At 57.6% G+C, this 20,540-nt stretch carries 21 protein-coding genes; 10 read left to right on the top strand and 11 right to left on the bottom strand.

All coding sequences use genetic code 11. The features are described 5' to 3' along the window. The first annotated feature begins 3 nt into the window (after positions 1 to 3). Together RHM65_RS09800 and RHM65_RS09795 are read left to right on the top strand one after the other, a co-directional pair. The gene (locus RHM65_RS09800) at positions 4 to 897 is read left to right on the top strand and encodes a neutral zinc metallopeptidase (protein ID WP_322184825.1); all 894 of its coding nucleotides are present in this window, start codon (positions 4 to 6) and stop codon (positions 895 to 897) included. Positions 898 to 901: 4 nt separating this feature from the next. After that, entirely contained in the window at positions 902 to 1,885 is a 984-nt protein-coding gene (locus RHM65_RS09795; RefSeq protein WP_322184823.1) for an alpha/beta hydrolase, read from the top strand. A gap of 99 nt (positions 1,886 to 1,984) precedes the next feature. On the opposite strand, the gene RHM65_RS09790 is transcribed toward RHM65_RS09795, so the two are convergent. From RHM65_RS09790 to RHM65_RS09780, 3 genes are all read right to left on the bottom strand, one after another. Next, positions 1,985 to 2,578 (bottom strand): HAD family hydrolase, encoded by a 594-nt coding sequence (locus RHM65_RS09790; protein ID WP_322184821.1) that lies wholly within the window; start codon positions 2,576 to 2,578, stop codon positions 1,985 to 1,987. Continuing rightward, a complete protein-coding gene (tesB, locus tag RHM65_RS09785; RefSeq protein WP_322166166.1) occupies positions 2,575 to 3,444 on the bottom strand; it encodes an acyl-CoA thioesterase II in 870 nt (289 codons plus the stop codon). Before tesB ends, RHM65_RS09790 begins: the two co-directional genes overlap by 4 nt. Positions 3,445 to 3,591: 147 nt before the next feature. Beyond that, a complete protein-coding gene (locus RHM65_RS09780; RefSeq protein WP_322166167.1) occupies positions 3,592 to 4,161 on the bottom strand; it encodes a GNAT family N-acetyltransferase in 570 nt (189 codons plus the stop codon). 361 nt (positions 4,162 to 4,522) lie between these two features. Here RHM65_RS09780 and RHM65_RS09775 point away from each other — a divergent pair, with 361 nt between their 5' ends. Continuing rightward, positions 4,523 to 5,761 carry a TIGR03862 family flavoprotein gene (locus RHM65_RS09775; protein WP_322184819.1) on the top strand — a complete coding sequence of 413 codons (1,239 nt, stop codon included), beginning with the start codon at positions 4,523 to 4,525 and terminating at the stop codon, positions 5,759 to 5,761. A 97-nt stretch (positions 5,762 to 5,858) separates the two neighbouring features. Here the strand turns inward: RHM65_RS09775 and RHM65_RS09770 are convergent, their stop codons facing one another. From RHM65_RS09770 to RHM65_RS09750, 5 genes are all read right to left on the bottom strand, one after another. Continuing rightward, positions 5,859 to 7,193, bottom strand: coding sequence for a DEAD/DEAH box helicase (locus RHM65_RS09770; protein ID WP_322166169.1), 1,335 nt, complete (start codon positions 7,191 to 7,193; stop codon positions 5,859 to 5,861). A gap of 39 nt (positions 7,194 to 7,232) precedes the next feature. Then, complete coding sequence (gene yedA / locus RHM65_RS09765) at positions 7,233 to 8,177, bottom strand: drug/metabolite exporter YedA (protein WP_322166170.1); 945 nt, start codon at positions 8,175 to 8,177, stop codon at positions 7,233 to 7,235. A 211-nt stretch (positions 8,178 to 8,388) separates the two neighbouring features. Then, positions 8,389 to 9,000 (bottom strand): 3'-5' exonuclease, encoded by a 612-nt coding sequence (locus tag RHM65_RS09760; protein WP_322166171.1) that lies wholly within the window; start codon positions 8,998 to 9,000, stop codon positions 8,389 to 8,391. Positions 9,001 to 9,052: 52 nt separating this feature from the next. Continuing rightward, entirely contained in the window at positions 9,053 to 9,547 is a 495-nt protein-coding gene (locus tag RHM65_RS09755) for an NYN domain-containing protein (RefSeq protein ID WP_322184817.1), read from the bottom strand. A gap of 151 nt (positions 9,548 to 9,698) precedes the next feature. Then, on the bottom strand, positions 9,699 to 10,529 hold the full coding sequence (locus tag RHM65_RS09750) for a DUF2076 domain-containing protein (RefSeq protein ID WP_322166173.1): 831 nt from the start codon (positions 10,527 to 10,529) through the stop codon (positions 9,699 to 9,701). A 197-nt stretch (positions 10,530 to 10,726) separates the two neighbouring features. Here RHM65_RS09750 and RHM65_RS09745 point away from each other — a divergent pair, with 197 nt between their 5' ends. Together RHM65_RS09745 and RHM65_RS09740 are read left to right on the top strand one after the other, a co-directional pair. Further along, entirely contained in the window at positions 10,727 to 11,398 is a 672-nt protein-coding gene (locus tag RHM65_RS09745) for a YciC family protein (RefSeq protein ID WP_322166174.1), read from the top strand. Positions 11,399 to 11,488: 90 nt separating this feature from the next. Continuing rightward, a complete protein-coding gene (locus tag RHM65_RS09740; RefSeq protein ID WP_322166175.1) occupies positions 11,489 to 12,571 on the top strand; it encodes an endonuclease/exonuclease/phosphatase family protein in 1,083 nt (360 codons plus the stop codon). 237 nt (positions 12,572 to 12,808) lie between these two features. Here RHM65_RS09740 and hrpB read toward each other — a convergent pair whose 3' ends face one another. Further along, the gene (hrpB, locus tag RHM65_RS09735; protein WP_322184815.1) at positions 12,809 to 15,349 is read right to left on the bottom strand and encodes an ATP-dependent helicase HrpB; all 2,541 of its coding nucleotides are present in this window, start codon (positions 15,347 to 15,349) and stop codon (positions 12,809 to 12,811) included. 514 nt (positions 15,350 to 15,863) lie between these two features. On the opposite strand from hrpB, the gene RHM65_RS09730 reads away from it, so the two are divergent. Both RHM65_RS09730 and RHM65_RS09725 read left to right on the top strand, forming a co-directional pair. Beyond that, positions 15,864 to 16,283 carry a polyribonucleotide nucleotidyltransferase gene (locus RHM65_RS09730; RefSeq protein ID WP_322166177.1) on the top strand — a complete coding sequence of 140 codons (420 nt, stop codon included), beginning with the start codon at positions 15,864 to 15,866 and terminating at the stop codon, positions 16,281 to 16,283. Between the two features lie 15 nt (positions 16,284 to 16,298). Further along, positions 16,299 to 17,195: a cation diffusion facilitator family transporter gene (locus tag RHM65_RS09725; protein ID WP_322166178.1), complete on the top strand. Its 897-nt coding sequence runs from the start codon at positions 16,299 to 16,301 to the stop codon at positions 17,193 to 17,195. Between the two features lie 22 nt (positions 17,196 to 17,217). On the opposite strand, the gene RHM65_RS09720 is transcribed toward RHM65_RS09725, so the two are convergent. Next, a complete protein-coding gene (locus RHM65_RS09720) occupies positions 17,218 to 17,955 on the bottom strand; it encodes a DUF6515 family protein (RefSeq protein WP_416195135.1) in 738 nt (245 codons plus the stop codon). Between RHM65_RS09720 and RHM65_RS09715 the strand changes: the two genes are divergently transcribed. The 3 genes from RHM65_RS09715 to RHM65_RS09705 all read left to right on the top strand — a co-directional run bounded on the left by RHM65_RS09715 (position 17,866) and on the right by RHM65_RS09705 (position 19,702). Beyond that, positions 17,866 to 18,561 (top strand): hypothetical protein, encoded by a 696-nt coding sequence (locus RHM65_RS09715; RefSeq protein ID WP_416195123.1) that lies wholly within the window; start codon positions 17,866 to 17,868, stop codon positions 18,559 to 18,561. The two genes, RHM65_RS09720 and RHM65_RS09715, sit on opposite strands and share 90 nt — an antisense overlap. Positions 18,562 to 18,948: 387 nt before the next feature. After that, entirely contained in the window at positions 18,949 to 19,428 is a 480-nt protein-coding gene (locus RHM65_RS09710; protein ID WP_322166180.1) for an Lrp/AsnC family transcriptional regulator, read from the top strand. Positions 19,429 to 19,501: 73 nt separating this feature from the next. After that, positions 19,502 to 19,702, top strand: a complete 201-nt coding sequence (locus tag RHM65_RS09705; RefSeq protein ID WP_322171165.1) for a DUF2788 domain-containing protein — start codon at positions 19,502 to 19,504, stop codon at positions 19,700 to 19,702. Positions 19,703 to 19,856: 154 nt separating this feature from the next. On the opposite strand, the gene RHM65_RS09700 is transcribed toward RHM65_RS09705, so the two are convergent. Next, the gene (locus RHM65_RS09700) at positions 19,857 to 20,486 is read right to left on the bottom strand and encodes a pseudouridine synthase (protein WP_322166181.1); all 630 of its coding nucleotides are present in this window, start codon (positions 20,484 to 20,486) and stop codon (positions 19,857 to 19,859) included. Positions 20,487 to 20,540 lie beyond the last annotated feature (54 nt).

Below are 20,540 nucleotides of genomic sequence, written 5' to 3'. Positions count from 1 at the left end.
CCCATGCTATGGAAGAAAGGCAGACGCAGCGATAACGTCGAGGAAGCGCCCGACGACGGTGGGGGCAGCGGGGGCGGTGGAATGCGCTTTGGCGGCGGCAAGGGCCTTGGGCTGTTAGGCATCGTTGTTGTCGTCGCATTTGGGCTGCTGACAGGGCAAGACCCGATGCAGATTCTCGGTCAGTTAACCAGTCAGATGGGACAGCAATCCACGGCCGTCGCACCGCAGCAGCGCCAGGCACCCTCTGACAACGACCCGCAGGTGGATTTTGTTCGAGCTATTCTGGGCGACACGGAAGACACTTGGCAGATGATTTTTCAACAAGCAGGCCGCCAATACAAAGACCCGACCCTGGTCCTGTTCCGCAGCCGAGTAAGCTCAGCCTGTGGCTTGGCGTCGTCTGCCAGCGGCCCGTTTTATTGCCCCGAAGACCAAAAAGTCTACCTGGACCTGGATTTCTTCCGCGAAATGTCCCAACGCTTCAAAGCGGCGGGCGATTTCGCCCAGGCGTACGTCATTGCGCACGAAGTTGGACATCATGTGCAGACATTGCTCGGTATTTCAGCGAAGATTCAAACCGCCCGCCAACGTGGTGAACGCATGGAGGGCAGCAATGGGTTATCGGTGCGCCAGGAACTGCAAGCAGACTGCTTTGCAGGTGTCTGGGCCTATAACGCACAAAAGCGTTTGAATTGGTTGGAGCCGGGTGATATTGAAGAAGCCCTGAATGCCGCTAACGCCATTGGCGATGACCGATTGCAGCAACAGAGTCAGGGCCGTGTCGTACCGGACTCATTCACTCACGGCACCTCGGCACAGCGCGTGCGCTGGTTCAAGACCGGTTTTGCCCAGGGCCAACTCAATCAGTGCGACACCTTCTCCGCAAAGAGCCTCTAATCACATGATAAAACCGTTATTGGTCCTGTTGTTGAGCACCCTTCTGAGCCTTACGGCGAATGCAGCGGATCAGGCGGTGAAAGCCTTAAGCCCCGAAAGACTGGCCATCAATGGCAGTTTGGCGACCATCGGGCTGAGCAAACAATGGAAGCAACCGCAGCCCGGCACGCGGCGGGCGGTGATCATCATTCATGGTCGTTTGCGCAATGCTCAAACCTACTTGCGCAGCGCCGAGAAAGCCTCCTACCGCTCCGGGCTGCGCAGCTCGACGCTGCTGATCGCCCCGCAGTTCCTGGACCACAAAGACATCGTCAGTCACCATCTGCCGGAAAACATTCTGCGCTGGCACAAAGATGACTGGATGGACGGCAGCGCCGCTATCAATCCTTCGCCAGTGAGTTCGTTTACGGTTATCGATGAAATTCTGACCAAACTCAGTGACAGAAAACTGTTCCCGAACCTGCAAGAAGTTGTCATCGCCGGGCACTCCGGCGGCGCCCAAGTGGTGCAGCGTTACGTCATGGTCGGTAAAGGCGGCGCGGACTTGGAAAAGGTCGGAATCAACCTGCGCTACGTCATTGCCAACCCATCGTCCTACGCCTATTTCAGCCCGGACCGGCCTGAAGCGGTCAGCGCCGCGACATGCCCTGGGTTCGACACCTGGAAATACGGCATGAACAAGCTCCCGCCGTATGCCGGCAAACAAACCGCCGAGCAGCTCGAAGCCACCTACGTCAGCCGTGATGTCACCTACCTATTGGGCCAGCTGGACACCGACGTTAACCACCCGGCACTGGATAAAACCTGCGCGGGCGAAGCTCAGGGCGCGTACCGCCTGATTCGCGGACACAACTTCTTCAGCTACCTGCAAAAGCGCCATCCCGAAGGACTGAAGCAGCAAATGATTGAAGTCCCAGGCGTAGGCCACGACGGCGACCTGATGTTCACCTCGCCCGAAGGTCAGGCTGCGTTGTTCAGAAAGCTCTGAACACAAGGCGCCGCCTTCGCGAATGAATTCGCTCCCACAGGGTTATGCAATCTCTGTGGGAGCGAATTCATTCGCGAAAGGCGCACCACGGTTTTCAGCCTAAACCGCCAACATCCCACGCAATGCGATGCAATCAACGGCGTACCAATCGGTCAATTCTGGCCACGGGTTTTCCGGCAGATTGACCAATACGGTCTGTGCGCCCGCCGCGCGGCCGCAGTCGAGGTCGAAGCGGTAATCGCCGACCATGACCATCTGCGACGGTTCGACATTCCAGCCTTGTGCCAATTTCAGCAGTCCACCGGGATCGGGTTTCGGCGGTGCTTCATCGCGCCCAAGCACGTCGTCGACGGCGAAACAATCGGCCAAGCCAATCGCCTCAAGCGTAACGTGGGCCAGTTCACGGGCATTGCGGGTGAGGATGCCAAGACGGTAGCCGCGCGCCGCTAACTCACGCACCAGTGCCACTGCGCCGGGTGCGGGCTGCGAGGCCAAAGCCAACTCCCGCTCATGCTCCAACAGCCACGCATGCTTGGCCGCAGACACATCAGCCGGCAGCGCCGCGAGGTGACTAAGGATGTCGTCCTGAAGCGGGATGTCCAGCGCACGCTTGATCGCCAGAAAATCATGCACAGCAAGGGTCAGGGTGCCGTCCATGTCGAAGACCCAATGCCGAACTTGTTGAAGACTCATGCCCAATCCTTGCGGTGGCGAATCAATCCTTCCTGGCAGACCGATGCCACCAACTGCCCGGCGCGGTTGTACACGCTACCGCGACTGAAACCTCGAGAATTGCCCGCCCAAGGACTGTCCATCGCGTACAGCAGCCAGTCATCGGCACGCAGGTCAGCGTGGAACCACAGCGAATGATCAAGGCTGGCAATCTGCATGTCCTTCTGGAACACAGACTTGCCGTGGGGTTGCAGGGCCGTGGTGAGAAGATTGAAGTCCGAGGCATACGCCATCAGGTATTTATGCAGCGCAGCGACATCGGGCAAGCTGCCATCTGCGCGGAACCAGACATACTTTACGGCTTCGGACGGGGCCGGGTTGTAGGGGTCAATGTCAGTCACCGGTCGAAATTCGATGGGTTTGGGGCACAGCAGCTTTTCGCGCAATTTTTCGGGAATCAGTTTCGCGCGCTGCTGGGTCAACTCCAGTTCAGAAGGCAAGTTTTCAGGCCCGACGACGTCCGGCATCTGGGTTTGATGCTCGAAGCCCTTTTCGTCGTACTGGAACGAGGCGCTGCAGGTGAAGATGGGTTGGCCCTTCTGAATGGCCGTGACGCGACGGGTACTGAAACTGCCACCATCACGCACTCGATCCACTTGATACACCACCGGCAACGTCACATCGCCGGGGCGCAAGAAATAACCGTGCAGGGAATGCACATGGCGTTCGTCTTCCACCGTCTGACTGGCCGCCGACAACGATTGCCCCAGGACTTGGCCGCCGAACAGCTGACGAAAACCAAGGTCTTGGCTGCGCCCGCGAAAGAGGTTTTCTTCAATCGGTTCCAGGGTCAGTAGCTCAACCAAATCATCTAACACTTGGCTCATTTAGAAATTCCTCACACAAAACAATGCTGCGCCTCCAGGGCGGCGGCGAACGGTTCAATCAGCGGCAACGGGCAGTGAACTCGGCGTTCATCCCAAACTGCGCGGTCAAGCCGTAAATGATACAGAAATTGTCAGTGTGAGCCGTATTCATCCTTGCAACGTTTTCAGCCACTGTTGGCGGGTAATCCGGTAGAGCACGTGAGGTTTCAACGGATCTTTATTGGCCAGGGCCGGATGATCGAAGTCATCGACCGGATCTCGCTGCATGCCAATGGCTTGCATGACTTTCTGTGACGGCAGATTGAGTTCGGCGGTAAACGACACGATCTCATCCAACCCCAGGCGGTCAAAACCACAGCCTAGAGCAGTCCAGGCCGCTTCGCTGGCGTAGCCGAGACCCCAATGTTCACGCGCTAGACGCCAGCCGATTTCCACCGCTGGCGTGAAATGCGCTTCAATGCCCACAACGCACAACCCGGTAAAGCCGATGAAGGCTCCGGTATCCTTGCGTTCCAACGCCCACAGGCCGAACCCCAATTCAGCGAAATGCCCCCGCACTCGCCCGATCAACGCCGCGCTTTCCAGGCGGCTCATGGGCTCCGGGAAATAGCGCATCACCTGCGGGTCGGCGCACATCGCTGCGAACTCGGGTAAATCATCATCGCGCCAGCGCCGCATTAACAATCGTGGGCTGTTGAGTTCGAAAATCGGCTCCATCGGCTTACTCCCCTGGCCCACCCCTTAACATCTGCCGTATTGTTCTCTCGGCCAACCGTCATTCACCAACGGCAATACAGGCAAGATCAGTCTTCGACCTCTTATGAACTGAAAAATGTCCATGCCATTCATCCACCGTGCCGGAATAACCCATACGCTCAATAATTTATCCACAATGGCTGTGGAACTGCCTGTGGATAACCTGAGCGAAAGCCTCGCAGAGCCTTATGACAATAGGGCTAGCAGCACTTGGCTAATTTTTAACCAATAGTTATTCACAGGTCCGCTCCATGCAAGGTGCTTAAAAGCGTGGACGTCCTCGGGTAGAATGCCCGGCTACTTCGCTGATCCACAGTGCGCCATGACCTCTCCCCACTCAGCAACGCCCCCTTCAGTCGCAATTGTAGGCGGTGGTCCTGCGGGTTTGATGGCGGCCGAGGTTTTGAGCCAAGCGGGAATCAACGTCGATTTGTACGACGCGATGCCATCGGTGGGCAGAAAATTCCTGCTGGCGGGCGTCGGCGGCATGAACATCACCCATTCCGAGCCTTATCCGGCCTTTCTCTCTCGGTACGCTGAGCGGGCGCCTTTTATTGCGCCACTGCTCCGAAGTTTTGGCCCAGACACCTTGCGCGACTGGATTCAACAGTTAGGCATCGAGACATTTGTCGGCAGTTCCGGTCGGGTATTTCCCACCGACATGAAGGCCGCCCCCTTACTGCGCGCTTGGCTCAAGCGCCTACGCGACGCGGGCGTGGTTATCCACACTCGTCACCGCTGGCTGGGCTGGAATGCTGACGGCACTTTGCGTATGGCTAACGCCGAGGGCGAACAGACCCTCAAACCAGACGCGGTGTTGCTGGCCTTAGGCGGTGCCAGTTGGGCGCGGTTGGGTTCCGATGGTGCGTGGTTGCCGTTGCTGGAAGAACAAGGCATCACCATCACCGCCTTGCAACCGAGTAACTGCGGGTTTGAAGTGGCGGGATGGAGCGAGTTACTGCGCAGTAAATTCGCTGGCGCCCCGTTAAAGAACATTGCTGTCGGATTACAGAGCCAGACACCGCGCATGGGCGAATGCGTTGTGACCGAAACGGGGGTCGAGGGCAGCTTGATTTACGCGCTGTCGGCGAAGATTCGGGAGCAAATCAATCAGCAGGGATTTTCCACCGTGGAGATTGATCTGCTGCCAGGTAAAAACATTGGCAACATCCAGTCCGCGCTGGCGAAACCGCGCGGCTCGCGCTCGATGTCCAAACATTTGCACAGTCAGTTGGGGATCGACGGGGTGAAGGCCGCTTTACTCCGCGAACTGGCGCCCACTGAGGTGTTTGCGGATCCGCTGCTGCTGAGCAAGTCACTGAAAGCCTTGCCGCTGACGTTGATTAAATCGCGCCCCATCGACGAAGCCATCAGTACCGCAGGCGGTGTTCCGTTTGAAGCGCTGACGGCGGAGTTGATGCTAAGACACCTGCCGGGCGTGTTCTGCGCGGGCGAAATGCTCGATTGGGAAGCACCCACTGGCGGCTACTTGCTGACCGCGTGCTTCTCCAGCGGCCGGGCGGCTGGGCTGGGAATGGTCAGCTGGCTGAAGCACCTGTAGGGGCCGACGTGTTGGCGAGGCCATCTACATGACACACCACATCAAGGCTTCTCGCCAAAAAGTTGTCTCCTAAAGAAAATACCGACCCCTGCAATAATTAAGGCTTTTTCTTACGTGGGCCGGTGTTGAAAACGGGCACTTTGCGCACGGCTTTGACTGCGGGGATGTCGGCGGCTTTTTCGTTGCTGTCTACCCATTTGCCCAGATTGCGTTTGGCGCCGCCCGGTACTTTTGGTTTTTTCGGCTTCTTCGGTTTTTTCAGGATCTGGCCGCTGGCGTCGGTGGCGGGCACCCGGTGTTCCGGTTCAAAGTCCTGCTCTTCCTGGCGATCCAGTGTCTGGCGAGTCAGGGTTTCAATGGCGGACAGCAATTCAACTTCATCTGCACAAACAAACGAAATCGCTTCGCCGGTCAGCCCCGCCCGACCGGTACGGCCGATGCGGTGGATGTAGTCCTCGGCCACGATAGGCAGATCGAAGTTAACCACGGTTGGCAGGTCATCGATGTCCAGACCGCGAGCGGCGACATCGGTGGCCACCAAAATCTTGACTTCGCTGGTCTTGAAACGATCCAGCGCGCGCTGGCGGGTGGCTTGAGGTTTGTCGCCGTGAATACCGTCGGCGTTGATACCAAGACCTTGCAAGCGCTCGACCAGTTGATCAACGCCAATACGAGTCTTGGCGAACACCAATACCTGGCCCCAATGCTGCTTTTTCAGCAGATGAATAAACAGTTCAGTCTTGCGCTTCTTGTCGACCGGCACCACCCATTGCTTGACTGAGCTGGCGGCGACGTTACGCGGACTGACTTCGATGGTCAGTGGGTCGTCGAGCATTTGCCCGGCCAACTGACGAATCGCGTCGGAGAAGGTCGCCGAAAACAGCAGCGTCTGACGGCGCTTAGGCAAGGCCGCATAGATGTCGCGCAGTTCTTCGGAGAAACCGAGGTCGAGCATGCGGTCGGCTTCGTCAAGGACCAGAATTTGCAGTTGGTTGAACTTGAGCGCTTTCTGCCGATAAAGATCGAGCAAACGACCGGGGGTAGCCACCAGAACATCGACACCGCTGCGCAGCTTCATCATTTGCGGGTTGATGCTGACGCCGCCATACACCGCGTAGGTTTTCAGCGGCAGGTTTTCGTTGTACTGCTCAATGTTTGCGTGAACCTGCTCGGCCAGTTCGCGAGTTGGCACCAACACCAGGGCCCGCACCGAGTTGGCCGCCACTTTCGGGCCCTCCATGGTCAAGCGCTGCAGCAACGGCAAGGCGAAACCGGCGGTCTTGCCGGTGCCGGTTTGAGCGGCCGCCATCAAGTCGCGGCCGGCCAGCACCGGAGGAATCGCCTCAGCCTGAACAGGCGTCGGAGTCTGGTAGCCGAGGGCCGTAACGGCACGCAACAAGGGTTCGATCAGGCCGAGAGTGGCGAATGTCATGGGGATACCGTAGGGAAAATTCAGCGCAAGGCGCGCAGTTTACCCTGTCCGCACAGATCCAGCCTGCTCCTGTTCCTTTTCCAGCGGTGCGAGCCTTGGCTGCGGTCGCTTGCGCCATTGCGGAAGACCAATCAACACCACGGCGCTGATGATCACCGCCATGGCCACGCACTCTTCAAAGCCGATATGTTCACCGGCAAACAGAATGCCCAACAACACCGCCACCGCAGGATTGACGTAGCAATAGCTGGTCGCGGCCGCCGGGCGCACGTTTTTCAGCAGGTACATATAGGCGCTGAACGCGACGATGGAGCCGAACACCACCAGATACGCCAAAGCGCCCCAGCCCGCAGCGGGTGGCATCTGCTCCAGGCGCTCGCCGCGCACCGCACTGCCCAGCAACAGCGCGCCTCCGGCCACGATCATTTCCGCCGCGCTGGCCATGGGACCCGGTGGCAAAGGAAGGCTTTTGCTCCATACCGAACCAAACGCCCAGGACGCCGCCGCGAAGATCACCAACGCGGCGCCATAGGGGCTGGATTGCAGGTTAGAGCCCATGTTGAGCATGACGATGCCGATCAAGCCTAGAAAGATCCCAGCCCATTCAAGCCGTGTGTTGCGATGGCCCCACAGCAAGCCAAACAACAGCGTGAACAACGGCACCACCGCCACCGACAGCGCCGCAACCCCAGAGGCCACGCCCGCGTGCTCAGCCAATGTAATACCGCCGTTGCCGCAGGCCAGCAGCAGAAAACCGATCATTCCGGCCGCCCGCCATTGCTTCCAAGTTGGTGCCGGGGCGCCGCGAAAGCGCAAGAAGGCATATAACAAGCTGCCCGCAATCGTGAACCGAATACCGGCCAACATCAGCGGCGGCCACGACGCGACACCGATGCGAATCACCAAATAGGTCGAGCCCCAAATCACGTACAGGGCAAAGAAGGCTCCGATCAAGATCAAGGGAAAACGTCGAGAAGTCGGCATGGCGTGCTCATAAGTCCTTTTTAGGGTGACTTATCTTATGAAAGCAACACGTCAAAGATAAGGAACAAAACCTGTTTATCTCAGCCATACAGTTTTCAAAACATGGTTTATTAATCGTGCGCGCTGAAGAGAAGCAGATAGGTGCGCCAGGACACGAGATCGAATGATCAGGTTTTGCTAGAGGTAAATACTAAAAGCGAGAAGCCCGCACTTAAAAACCGCGTTGGCGTTTGAGGGCTTCGCTGATTTTTGCTGCCGGCACTTTTTGCAGCGTGCACAGAAACTGATGGGACACCCCAGAAATACCGTGGGTCTGACGCAATTCGTTGGCCAGGTGCACCGTCAGGTTGGCGGCCATTTCCGCATCGGCCATGGCCCGGTGAGCCTTGCCGGTGTGAGGCAGCTTGGCCCAAGTCGTCAGGGTGCCGAGCTTGTGATTCGGCGCGCCTGGCATTAAGCGCCGCGCCAGCAGCATGGAGCAGGCAAAACTTTGCTCGCGATTACGCTGAATCCGCGACAGCTCGTAGTCCCAGAATTTCTGGTCGAAAGAAGCGTTGTGTGCCACCAACGGCGTGCTGCCGACGAACTCAGCCACTTCCTGCATGACCTCAGTCGCCGGGGGTGCGGTGCGCAGCATGCTGTTGCTGATGCCGGTCAGCGCTTCGATAAAGGCCGGGATGCGCACGCCCGCATTCATCAAGCTTTGGTAACGCTCGACGATACGTCCCTGCTCCATGATGACCACGGCAATTTCAGTCGCCCGGCAGCTGTGGCTAGGGGAAATACCGGTGGTTTCAAAGTCGATGACGGCAATACGTTCCAAACCTGGCCCAACCCTTCAGAAATCCAATAACAAAAAAACGGCTTTCAGACGCTTAGCTTCTTAAAAGAAACGCGCCTTCAATCGGCACATAACGACTGGCAGCGCGGATCAGCGAGTTGGCGGTCAAACCCGGCACGCCGTAGGCGATCGCCTCCACCCCGTGCTTGCTGATGATCCGCTCGAGCAGCAAATCAAAGTCGCCATCACCGGAAGCCAGTACCACTTCATCGACATGGGGCGCGACGTCCATGATGTCGATGGTAATGCCTACATCCCAATCGCCCTTGGCCGAGCCATCGCTGCGCTGAATGTACGGTTTGAGTTTTACCGTGAAGCCGAGGTTGCGCAAAATCTGCTGGAATTGTTGCTGCTTGCTGTCACCACGGTCGATGGCGTACGCATAGGCTTCGACGATCTGCCCGCGCTGGCTGATATCGGCCCACAGGGCGGCGTAGTTGAAATGGCAACCATGGGCCTGACGTACGGTGTAGTAGAGGTTCTGTACATCGGCGAACACAGCGATTTTTTTCACCGGATATCCCTCCATGGCGCAAGCGCGCGAGCTGGCAGCAACGATTCAGAAATTGAGTCGGCGCTCAGTATGCCAGTTTGAGGACGGTTTTAAGCGCTTGGGGCGGGCAATATCTGATCGACTGCCTTGGTCAGGGCAGCCGATCAATAGGGATCAGGCAGCCGGATCAGACGTAGGAATCGTCGTCATCCGAAAAACCACCGCTGTCGTCGCCGAAGTCGTTATCGGCAAAACCACCACTTGGGTCGTTATTGCCGAACGAGTTGTTATCGCTCACGCGCTGGTTATCGTTACCCCAACCGTTGTCGCCACCGTTGGAGTTGTTGTCATTGCCGCGGTTTGGCTCCTGAATGACTTCAACAATTTCCTGCGGCTGCTGGTTGTGATGGAACATGCTGCTGATGCCTTCTGCCAGCATCACACCGCCCGCTACACCGGCGGCGGTTTTCAACGCGCCGCCAAGAAACCCGCTGCCAATCGGCGCGGCAGCTGCTGCTTGTGGCTGGTACTGGCCCTGAGGCGGACCGTTGTAGTTGCCTTGCGGGGCATTGTTATATGGCGGCGGGCTTTGAGAAGGCCCGGATTCACGCCATCCACCCGGCGACTGTTGAGGTGATGCCGGCCGTGGTTGCGAGAACGACGGTTGTTGGGCTTGAGGTGCAGGATCACGGGAGCTGCCGAAAATGCTCGACAGGAAACCACCGCTGCTCGGCGCTGGCGCAGATTGAGCTTGTTGCAGCTGAGCTTGGGTCTGCTGCAGCTGGTTTTGCAGTTGACTCACTTGCTCGGCGAGCTGTTTATTTTGTGCATCGAGCTGCTTGATCGCGGCTTCTTGCACCAAAATGGTCTGCGTCATGTAGTACGGCAGAGCCGGCTGCTGAGTCAGATGCTCCTTGATCCGTGCTTCAGCCTGGGTGTCACGGGGGGCTGAGTCCGCTTCGGCTTGTCTCAATTTCGAGAAAAGACCATCGATCAGGGTTTGCTCTTCGCTGTTCATGGCGACCTCGTTAGATTGCCGTTAAAAAAACATCGTCTGGCCAAAATGGGACAGGCGTATCCAAGGTTATGGGGTTGAACCGTGCCGTTTCAATAGTTCGTTCAAAATGTTACAGCCGCCACGCTGAACGTAGGCTGTTGGCCGCTCAGTGGCCATACGCTAAAGTGTCGCACTGCTTTTGCCATGCGATCTGATTGATGAATCCGCTGACTGTTCTACAAGACTCGTTGTATTTTTTCCGGCGCAACCTGACCAGCATCCTCATGCTGTGTCTGCCTTTGGTGGTGCTTGAAGCACTGAGCAAACAGGCCTTGAGTAATGCGCTGGCGTCCAACGCTTCGCAGGTTTACGAGTTGTTGATCGGGCTGCTTTTTTACCCGCTGTACACCGGCGCGCTGATCCTGTTTCTCGACGCCCGCAGCCGCAGCGAGCAACCGCGCAAACGCGACTTGATGGCGATGGCCCTGCGCCTGTGGCCTACCTTCGCGGTAATGTCGGCGCTGAGCACGTTGCTGATCATGTTCGGGTTATCGATGTTTGTCGTACCCGGCATTTGGGTCATGGTCAAACTGGCGTTTTCCGAATACCTGCTAGTGCTGCGAGGCATGACGCCGCTGGCGGCCATGCGTGAGAGCATCAAGATGACTCAAGGGCACTTTCTGCGGATTCTGGCTTGCGTGTTGTGCGTTTACATTCCACTGTCAGCGCTTGAAGGGGTCAGCTTGTTCATACTGCCTGAGCCGCTGAGCGCACCGGTGTCGTTGCTGATCGACAGCATCAGTAGTTTCTTGCAGCTATTTACCAGCGTTGTAATTTTTCGCCTGTTCATGCTGATCAACGAGCCACCAGAAAAAAGCCTGATCCTTTAGCGCCCTGCCCCTTTGGCAGCCGAGCGGTTATGCTCGGGCTCATCTTGCAACGATTCAGTCATTGAACGCTCTGCGTTCTAAGTCGAGCCGATGACCCGATTATTGCGCTACACCTTGATTGGCCTGATACCGATTGGCCTGCTGTGCTTGCTGGTCTATAGCTTGACTTGGCATCCGTCCGCCAAGGAGACCGTGACGCCTGTCTGCAAAGGTAACGTCCCGGTGTTAGCGCCCGGCCAAGCGCTAAAAGTCATGACCTGGAACATCCAATACCTGGCGGGGAAACGCTATGTGTTTTGGTACGACATGGCCGACGGCAGCGGCACGGATGAGCGACCAACGCCGGAAGACATTGCCTACAACCTTGATGAAGTTGCGAGGGTGGTCCGGGATGAACAGCCGGACATCGTTTTGCTGCAAGAAGTGAACGACGGCGCCAAGAACACTGACTACGACAACCAACTGGCGTTGCTTCAAGAGCGCGTGGCTGATTTATACCCGTGCAGCTCCGAAGCGTTTGACTGGAAGGCTGATTTCGTTCCCGACCGGCATATTTTCGGCAGCGTCGGGATGAAACTCGCCACGCTGTCTCGCTATGAAATCGAACACGCCGAACGCATTCAATTGCCGCGAGCTGCGGGCAACTTCATTCATCGCCAGTTCCAGGCAAAACGCGCCTTGCTGGTGAGTTATTTGCCGTTACGTGATGGCGGGCAAATCGCGGTGATCAATACGCACCTTGATGCGCCTCGAGCAAACGACGACACCCTGGAGCGCCAAGTGCAGGCCGTCAGTAAGTGGCTGGACACCCTTGAGAGTCGCGGCACGCCGTGGTTGATCGGCGGCGATTTCAATCTACTGCCGCTGGGCCAGTACCAACGGTTGGCACCGGCAACGCGCGGCGAATATTCGCAAGACAGCGAGCTGCATGAGCTGTGGGACAAATACCCGATGATCCCGACCAATGCGGAATCTGGCGGAGTTGATCGTCGGCAATGGTTAACCCATTTCCCCAACGACCCACGGATTGATGGACCGGACCGGACTGTGGATTACTTCTTCCACAGCCCGCGAATCAAACGAATCGAGGCGCAAGTGAGGAAAGAAGACACGTTGCTGATTTCGAATCATTTGCCCGTGATCGCCCGGTTCTTGCTGCCGGTGTTGCCGTAATCCCTCTGCTGCCGGACGCGATAAGATTTTCCGTTCCTACAATTTCGTGTATGCCGAAGTCCCTTTGGGGGGTTGCTTGCCAACGAAAGCGTCATTGCAGGCAACCCAGGTTTCAGGTCGACATCAGCGGCGCGATTACGGGCCCCTTCGCAGGCAAGCCTGCTCCCACAGTATCTAAGGCCCCATTCGCGGCATCGAAGACAAGGCGCCATCTCCTACAGATAAGTGTCATTGTGTTTACTTGCGCGGCTTGATCCGCGCGGTCGGTTCCGCCACCAAGGGATCGTCCGGCCAGTAATGTTTCGGATACCGGCCTTTCAAATCCTTCTTAACCTCGGCATAAGTGCTGCGCCAGAAGTTGGCTAAGTCTTGCGTCACTTGCACCGGGCGGCGGGCCGGTGACAACAGGTGAAGTTTGATGATCTGCCGGCCACCGGCAATGCGCGGGGTGTCGGCCAAGCCGAACAATTCCTGCAAACGCACGGCCAAAATCGGCGGATACTCACTGTAATCCAAGCGCACTGACGACCCTGACGGCACGCTCAAATGGTGTGGCGCCAGTTCGTCCAAACGTTGCGGCAATGGCCACGGCAACACGTTATGCAGAATCGACGACAGGTCCAGATTGCCAAAATGAGCAAGCCGCGACACTTTGCCTAAATACGGCATCAGCCAGGTGTCCAGACTCGCCAGCAATGCCGCATCGCGCACGTCAGGCCATTCGCTGTCGGACTGTTTCTCCAAATCAAGCTGACGCAACAACGCGACCCGCGCCTGCCACTGGCGCAGCTCGGGCGTCCACGGTAACAGCTCCAAACCTTTGCGCCGGACCAAGGCCAACAACGCTTGGCTGCGTGCAGACTCATCCAGACCTGTAAGCGGTTCACGACTGAGTATCAACTCGCCAACCTTGCGTTGACGCTCAGCACGAAACACGCCTTCACGCTCGTCCCATTCAAGGTGATCGACCGCTGTGACTTGCTCGGCCAACACCGAATCAAACAGCGCCGGGTCAAACTCGGCCGCCATGTAGATGCGTTCTTCGCGCTGCCCTTGGCGACTGCCCAAATCAGCGACCACCAGCCACGGTTGCTTCATTAAGGCGTCGGCCTCAGAAAACAACGCCGCGCGGCCATTGGCCAATCGGTATTCAGCACCCCCGGCCCGCCGCTGTTGCGCAACGCGATCAGGATAAGCAAACGCCAATAACGCGCCGGGCCAACGCTGGTGATCCGGATCGCTGACCCAGGTATTGGTCACGTCACGTTGCTTCTGTAGGAGCCCTCGGTATTGCCGCGACAGTTGTTTCGCTCGCTGCACGCCGCCTTGCGCGCCTCGGGCTGCGCGCTCGGTACCTGCTAATAACGTCAAACGGCTGTGCAAATCGGCGCCCGCACCACGCAAAATATCGCGCTCGCCCAACAACGCCGCCACGTCACACGCCAGCTCACCAAGGCCCAGCGCTTGCCCGCGCAACAACAAATGCGCAATGCGGGGGTGCGCCGGAAGTTCGGCCATGGCTTGACCGTGGCTAGTTAGTTTCCAGTTTTCGCCCGGTTTCTGGCTCAGGCCACCTAACCGACCGAGCAAATCCTGGGCTTGGGAATACGCGGCGGCAGGCGGCTGATCAAGCCACACCAATTGAGCCGGGGTCACACCCCAGCGCGACAGTTGCAGCGCGAGTCCGGCCAAATCCGCCTGCAGAATTTCCGCCGTGCCATAGGCCGCCAATTGATCGTGCTGAGCCTCGGACCACAGCCGATAACACACGCCCGGCTCCAAACGCCCGGCCCGCCCGGCACGCTGCGTAGCGCTAGCGCGGGAGATGCGTTGAGTATCGAGGCGGGTCATGCCGCTGCCAGGGTCAAAGCGCGGCACTCGCGCCAACCCGGCATCGATCACCACCCGCACGCCATCGATGGTCAAACTGGTCTCGGCGATATTGGTCGCCAGCACCACTTTGCGCAGACCCTTCGGCGCAGGCTCGATGGCCGCACGCTGGGCATTCAGGTCCAACTCGCCGTGCAGGGGGCAGAGCATGATGTCGTGACGCTCACCCAGCGCTTCGGCCAACTGTTGGTTAACTCGACGTATCTCGGCTTGCCCCGGCAGAAACACCAAGACGCTGCCGGACTCGTTGCCGAGGGCATCCAACACGGCCTGCACCACTCGTGGCTCAATGTATTCACCGGGCTGAAACGCTCGCCCCCAGTTCATCGCCACCGCAAACATACGCCCGTCGCTGCGTATCACCGGCGCGTCGTCGAGCAAGCTGGATAAACGTTCGCCTTCCAACGTGGCTGACATCAGCAAGATTTTCAGCGGTTGCTCGTCTCGAAAAAGCCCACGGCCGTTGAGGCTCAGTGCCAAGGCCAAGTCGGCATCGAGACTGCGCTCGTGGAACTCGTCGAAGATCAACAGACCCACGCCTTCCAGCGCCGGGTCGTCCTGCAAGCGACGGGTGAGAATGCCTTCGGTGACCACTTCAATCCGAGTAGTCGGCCCGACCCGGCTTTCCAAGCGGATGCGATAACCGACGGTTTCCCCGACCTTCTCGCCCAACTCGCTCGCCAACCGCTCAGCCGCCGCCCGCGCCGCAAGCCGACGCGGTTCGAGCATCAAAATGGTTTGTCCGGCAAGCCACGGCTCGTTCAGCAGCGCCAACGGCACACGAGTGGTTTTACCGGCACCCGGCGGCGCTTCGAGTACCGCTTCATGGCGTATAGACAAAGCTTCGCGCAGGGCGGGGAGGACAGCATCAATGGGCAGGGAAATCATGGCGGCTCCGGGGCAGGCCGGGGAGTATAGCGGTGAACGTTATAGGCCCGTCAAAGCCACTGATGAGGGTGTTCTATTCTTGCCCCAAGAGCATGCGTCAGCCTGACACCATTCGAACTCGCTTGAATAGAGGGCGAGATTTGCGCAACCGCTGCTTCCATCACGAACCTCTTTTGTGGCAGCCACTTTTTGAGCTGCATCGAGACATCTTGGAAGTCATCAAATGGATTGATCCATCCCTGCATGCCTGGCTCAAGAGTCACGACAGAGTGCCTGACACGCTGTCCGACTGGGGGAAATGGAAAGCAGTACCCGAGCCCACGTAGCCTGTCGAATGATCTAATAGGCAAAGAAAGCAGTTGGCACACTACGTCGCCATCGTTGCTCTGACGGCCGATGACTGCCGCTGATACAGCCACACCCCCATCACCCAATCGCACGAAGCACTGCACCAATAGTCTCAGCTACGAGGCATTTGCCTTGTATAGTTGCGCCTTTCTTTCAGGAGATCCTTATGCGCATACCCTCCCGTTTCATCGGCGGCGTTTTGGTCGCCGCACTGCTGACTCAAATGACCGCATGCGGCAGTATTTTTTACCCTGACCGCCGCGGTCAGATTGATGGCAAGGTCGATCCCTTGATCATCGGTCTCGACGCCATCGGCCTGTTGTTCTACATCATTCCTGGGATAATCGCGTTCGCAGTGGACTTCACCACGGGCGCGATTTACCTGCCTGCTGGCAAGACTGCTCAGATCAATCCGGAAAAGCTGCGCCCGGCGATCAAGGCTGACGGTACCGTCGATAACAGCAAGTTGCAGGCGATTCTCCAAACCGAACTGGGCCGCAGTTTGCCGCTTGATGATCCCCGTCTGATTCAGCACCGAGGCAATGCGCAACAATTGGCGATGCTCGGCTTGAAACCGTCTGCCTGACCCAAGGAAACCGTCATGATCGTCAGTTCCGAACACGAACGCCTCCTACGTCTGGCAACACGCGCGTCGCTGGCAGTCGCGGCCATTTTGATCGTCGCCAAAGGCGTTGCCTGGTGGTTTAGCGGTTCGGTCAGCCTGCTCGCAGGCTTGACCGATTCAGCGCTGGACGGCGTCGCCTCATTCCTTAATTTGTTAGCGGTGCATTACGCGCTGCGTCCGGCCGATGACGATCACCGTTATGGGCATGGCAAGGCTGAGGCATTGTCGGGCATCGCTCAGTCGCTGTTTATCGGCGTGAGTGCGATTTTGATTGCGTATCAGGCAGTTGAGCGCATTTTGCATCCGAGTCCGCTGGGTGCGCCGGGACTGGGCATTGCGGTGATGGTGTTGTCGATTGCGCTTACCGTGGCGTTATTGATGCTGCAACACAAAGTCATCCGCGAAACCGGCTCAACCGCTATTCGCGCGGACTCGCTGCATTACCGATCCGATCTGTTGCTCAACGCCAGTATTTTAGTTGCGCTGATCCTCGCGGTGCTCGGCTTCCAGCAACTGGATGCGTATTTCGGTTTGGCGATTGCGGTGTACATACTCTGGAGTTCGGTCCAGATCGCCCGGGAAACCGTGTCGGTGCTGATGGATGAAGAATTGCCGCCAGAGATCAGTCTGCACATGGTGGACCTGGCGCGCGGTGTGCACGGCGTACTCGGTGCGCATGATTTGCGCACACGGATATCCGGCAACCATTGGTTCGTTCAGTTGCATTTGGAGTTGCCGGGGCATCTGACGTTGGCTGTTGCTCACGCTATATGTGATCACGTGGCCGACGCTATAGAAGATGAGTACCCGAAAGCCGAAGTGCTGGTGCACGCCGACCCTCGGGAAGTGCTACTGAACCCAGCCGTCATTTAACGGCTAGGTTGTTCCGTCTTAGCTAGTTGACGGCGTAACCACGTCCAGCCAAACACCCGCCCATTGCCCGCCGGTAGACATCGATGACCTGCGGGGATGGCGCGTATGTCGCGGCTTGTGGATCAAAGCCGCTCTGGTTGACGCCATACATGTGGCAATCATACATATCCTGCTGTTGCTGCTCTTGGCTCTGGCCATTGGCAGGGTACGCCACCGGGTCATAGCTGTAACTCGACGCCTGTTGTGGCGGTTGAGCGTCCGGGGTGTAGACCGGTTCAGCACCTTGTGGCGGCTCGGAAACTACGTAGTCTTGAGTGTCCGGTTGGTACAGGTAGTAAGTACCTGCCGCAACGAAGAACAACGTACTGCCCAGCCAGACTTCCTGCGAATACGAGGGCAACTCGTGAACGCGAATGCCCCGTGGTGGCTCAACGATCACATAGCGTGGGCCTTGCGGGCGATACCAGTAGCCGCCGGAATAGAAGTAGTCCTGACCGTGCCAGCCAATCCGTGAGTGGCCCCCGGGCATGCTGTTGATCACATAACCTGGGCGGAATTGCGGGCCTGGACCCCAACCAGTGCCATGACCGTCCGGCCGACCGTGCCAATGGTCATTGCCGGGACGACCGTCACCGCCACCGAGCCGAGGAGGCGTTCCGCCGCCCTGCCAATGTTGGTTCGCGTTGCTCTGACGATTGTCCTGAAAATTACCGGGGCGAGGCGCTTGGGATTGGCGTGTTTCTTCGGGACGACCCTGGATTGGCAGACGCGCGGGTTCAGGCTGGCGTTGTTGCTGCTGTTGTACTTGGCGCTGCTGCTCTTGCTGATGCTGTTGTTGCTGCACCTGCTGCTGGCGTTGTTGATCCTGCTGCTGATGCTGTTGCTGCTGCACCTGCTGCGTGCGTTGTTGATCCTGCTGCTGATGCTGTTGCTGCTGCACCTGCTGCTGGCGTTGTTGATCCTGCTGCTGATGCTGTTGCTGCTGCAACTGCTGCTGGCGCTGCTGATCTTGCTGCTGGCGCTGTTGCTGCTGCACCTGCTGCTGACGCTGTTGATCTTGCTGCTGGCGTTGCTGCTGCTCTTGTTGCTGGTGCTGCTGTTGTTGCACCTGCTGCTGCTGATGTTGTTGTTGCTCTTGCTGCTGGTGTTGTTGTTGCTCTTGCTGCTGATGTTGTTGCTGCTGTTGACCACCCTGAGGATGGCCACCTGGGTGCTCGTGATTATCACCTTGCCCATCATTCGGGTTCTCTGCCAGCACCTGAACACTGGCACCCAAACACAGCAAACCAACACCTGCGATACGCCAGATGCACGATTTCATGCTTCCCTCACTGTGGTGCAAATGCCCATTAATAAGACTGCCTAGTGGATGCCTCATGGGGCAGCACTCTAACAGTCCATTCGACAGCGTGCGGGGGCTTTTAGTAGCAATGCACGCACAATAAAAAAGGGAGCCTAATGGCTCCCTCTAGGAATTCGTCCCTGCTCAACGCTTTTGACGTTGGCTCACGTCACGCCGTCTTCTGGACAGTGTGTAGCCCGGTGGCCTGACAACCTTGTGGGGTTGGCGGCCGCGGCTAACCTGATTCGGAGAGCCGCGCTGGACGCTATGTCCGGGCAGTGATTCTGTTAATAAGAATAGGCCTGAATCCCCAGCAGCCGATTGCGAATATTGCTTACAGAAACATCACTTGCGCAATTTTTAACTTCATATCCATAATCCTGCGCAATAGATCTTGTAAAGGTGCAAACAGTGAGCAAACTCGACAGATATGACCTGAGCATTTTGGCGGAGCTGCAACGTGACGCGCGAATCTCCAATCAAGAGTTGGCCGAGCGCATAGGCCTGTCACCCTCCCCCTGCTCACGGCGGGTCAAACAGCTGGAGGATGATGGCTATATCTCGCGCCTAGTTGCCTTGTTGGACCGTAAAAAACTGGGCCTGAGCCTGACCGCCTACGTGCTGATCGGTATGGACCGCCACACGCCCGAGCGCTTCGAGCACTTTGAACAGCAGATTCGTAACCTGCCGCAGGTGCTGGAATGCAGTTTGGTCACGGGGATGGATGCCGACTATCAGTTGAAGGTCGTGGTGCCGGACATGGACCATTATCAGAAGCTGCTGCTGGGCCATTTGACCCGCATTGAAGGCGTCACCAGTGTCCGTTCAAGTTTTGTACTGAATCAGGTGCTGGCTAGCACCGAATTACCGTTGACGCACCTGCGACCTTAAGGGCAATGCGCGGCACCTAGGACGTTGCGTATAATCGTTGCGCATCGCCGACCGGCTGGAGAAGTTGATGAACGTGGACCCCGCAGTATTTGAACAGTGGATGATGACGATTCTGGTCACCATCCTTGTCGCATTCATGGGCTTTATCGTCTGGGACTTGGCGAAGAAATCCAAGGCCGGCAAATTTGGCACCATTATCCTGTTCTTCGTACTGGGATTGGGCATTCTCGCGTTCGTGATCAAAAGCGTCGTGATTGCGTTTATTGAGGCCTGACTGTGTAAAAGACGCTGAAGGATTTCCTATCCTTGTGGGAGCGAATTTATTCGCGAAAGTGTCATCACATTCAACATCGTGAGCGTCTGATGCTCAGCATTCCCGAATCAATTCGGTCCCTCAGTTAAATTTGAATCCCAAATAGAAGCCTGTCTTAAAGCTTAGCCGGCACTTCCCGCCACTGCCCCTGATCCAGACCTTCGATCGTCCAGTCACCAATCCGAACCCGCACCAGTCGCAAGGTTGGCAGCCCTACCGCTGCTGTCATGCGTCGAACTTGGCGATTGCGGCCTTCTTTGATAATCAGCTCCAACCAGCTCGTCGGCAGGTGTTGGCGAAACCGTACCGGCGGTGTGCGCGGCCAGAGTTCCGGTTCTGGCAACTGCCGCACCTGTGCTGGCAATGTCGGGCCATCGTTGAGCTCCACGCCATCGCGCAGACGCTGCAACTGCTCCTCTGTCGGCTCGCCGTCAACCTGCACCCAGTAGGTTTTGGCCAATTTGTGCTTGGGATCGGCAATTCGCGCCTGCAACTGACCGTCATTGGTCAGCAACAATAAGCCTTCGCTGTCTCGGTCCAGACGCCCTGCCGGGTAGATGCCGGGGATATCGATGAAATTCTTCAGCGTTGGCCGCCCTTCTGCGTCGCTGAATTGCGTCAACACATCGTACGGTTTGTTGAACAAAATCAACGTGGGCTCAGCAGGCGGAGCTTTAGCGACGCGCCGCGCAGTGCTCGGCGGGCGAGTGGAATGGCGGGACGCGGGACGTTGGATGCGGGGCATGACAGTTCAGAATTCGAAAACAGAAAGGGCCACTTTAGTGGCCCTTTCTGTAAA

The organism is Pseudomonas sp. CCI4.2, from assembly GCF_034350045.1.
GTDB lineage: Bacteria > Pseudomonadota > Gammaproteobacteria > Pseudomonadales > Pseudomonadaceae > Aquipseudomonas.
The sequence above is the reverse complement of the archived record's forward strand: the minus strand, read 5'-3'. Positions and strand labels throughout refer to the sequence as shown.

Coding starts and splice junctions, on each gene's coding strand:
- RHM65_RS09800 (WP_322184825.1), top strand. CDS start 4: ATGCTATGGAAGAAAGGCAGACGCAGCGATAACGTCGAGGAAGCGCCC.
- RHM65_RS09795 (WP_322184823.1), top strand. CDS start 902: ATGATAAAACCGTTATTGGTCCTGTTGTTGAGCACCCTTCTGAGCCTT.
- RHM65_RS09790 (WP_322184821.1), bottom strand. CDS start 2,578: ATGAGTCTTCAACAAGTTCGGCATTGGGTCTTCGACATGGACGGCACC.
- tesB (WP_322166166.1), bottom strand. CDS start 3,444: ATGAGCCAAGTGTTAGATGATTTGGTTGAGCTACTGACCCTGGAACCG.
- RHM65_RS09780 (WP_322166167.1), bottom strand. CDS start 4,161: ATGGAGCCGATTTTCGAACTCAACAGCCCACGATTGTTAATGCGGCGC.
- RHM65_RS09775 (WP_322184819.1), top strand. CDS start 4,523: ATGACCTCTCCCCACTCAGCAACGCCCCCTTCAGTCGCAATTGTAGGC.
- RHM65_RS09770 (WP_322166169.1), bottom strand. CDS start 7,193: ATGACATTCGCCACTCTCGGCCTGATCGAACCCTTGTTGCGTGCCGTT.
- yedA (WP_322166170.1), bottom strand. CDS start 8,177: ATGCCGACTTCTCGACGTTTTCCCTTGATCTTGATCGGAGCCTTCTTT.
- RHM65_RS09755 (WP_322184817.1), bottom strand. CDS start 9,547: ATGGAGGGATATCCGGTGAAAAAAATCGCTGTGTTCGCCGATGTACAG.
- RHM65_RS09750 (WP_322166173.1), bottom strand. CDS start 10,529: ATGAACAGCGAAGAGCAAACCCTGATCGATGGTCTTTTCTCGAAATTG.
- RHM65_RS09745 (WP_322166174.1), top strand. CDS start 10,727: ATGAATCCGCTGACTGTTCTACAAGACTCGTTGTATTTTTTCCGGCGC.
- RHM65_RS09740 (WP_322166175.1), top strand. CDS start 11,489: ATGACCCGATTATTGCGCTACACCTTGATTGGCCTGATACCGATTGGC.
- hrpB (WP_322184815.1), bottom strand. CDS start 15,349: ATGATTTCCCTGCCCATTGATGCTGTCCTCCCCGCCCTGCGCGAAGCT.
- RHM65_RS09730 (WP_322166177.1), top strand. CDS start 15,864: ATGCGCATACCCTCCCGTTTCATCGGCGGCGTTTTGGTCGCCGCACTG.
- RHM65_RS09725 (WP_322166178.1), top strand. CDS start 16,299: ATGATCGTCAGTTCCGAACACGAACGCCTCCTACGTCTGGCAACACGC.
- RHM65_RS09715 (WP_416195123.1), top strand. CDS start 17,866: ATGTTGGTTCGCGTTGCTCTGACGATTGTCCTGAAAATTACCGGGGCG.
- RHM65_RS09700 (WP_322166181.1), bottom strand. CDS start 20,486: ATGCCCCGCATCCAACGTCCCGCGTCCCGCCATTCCACTCGCCCGCCG.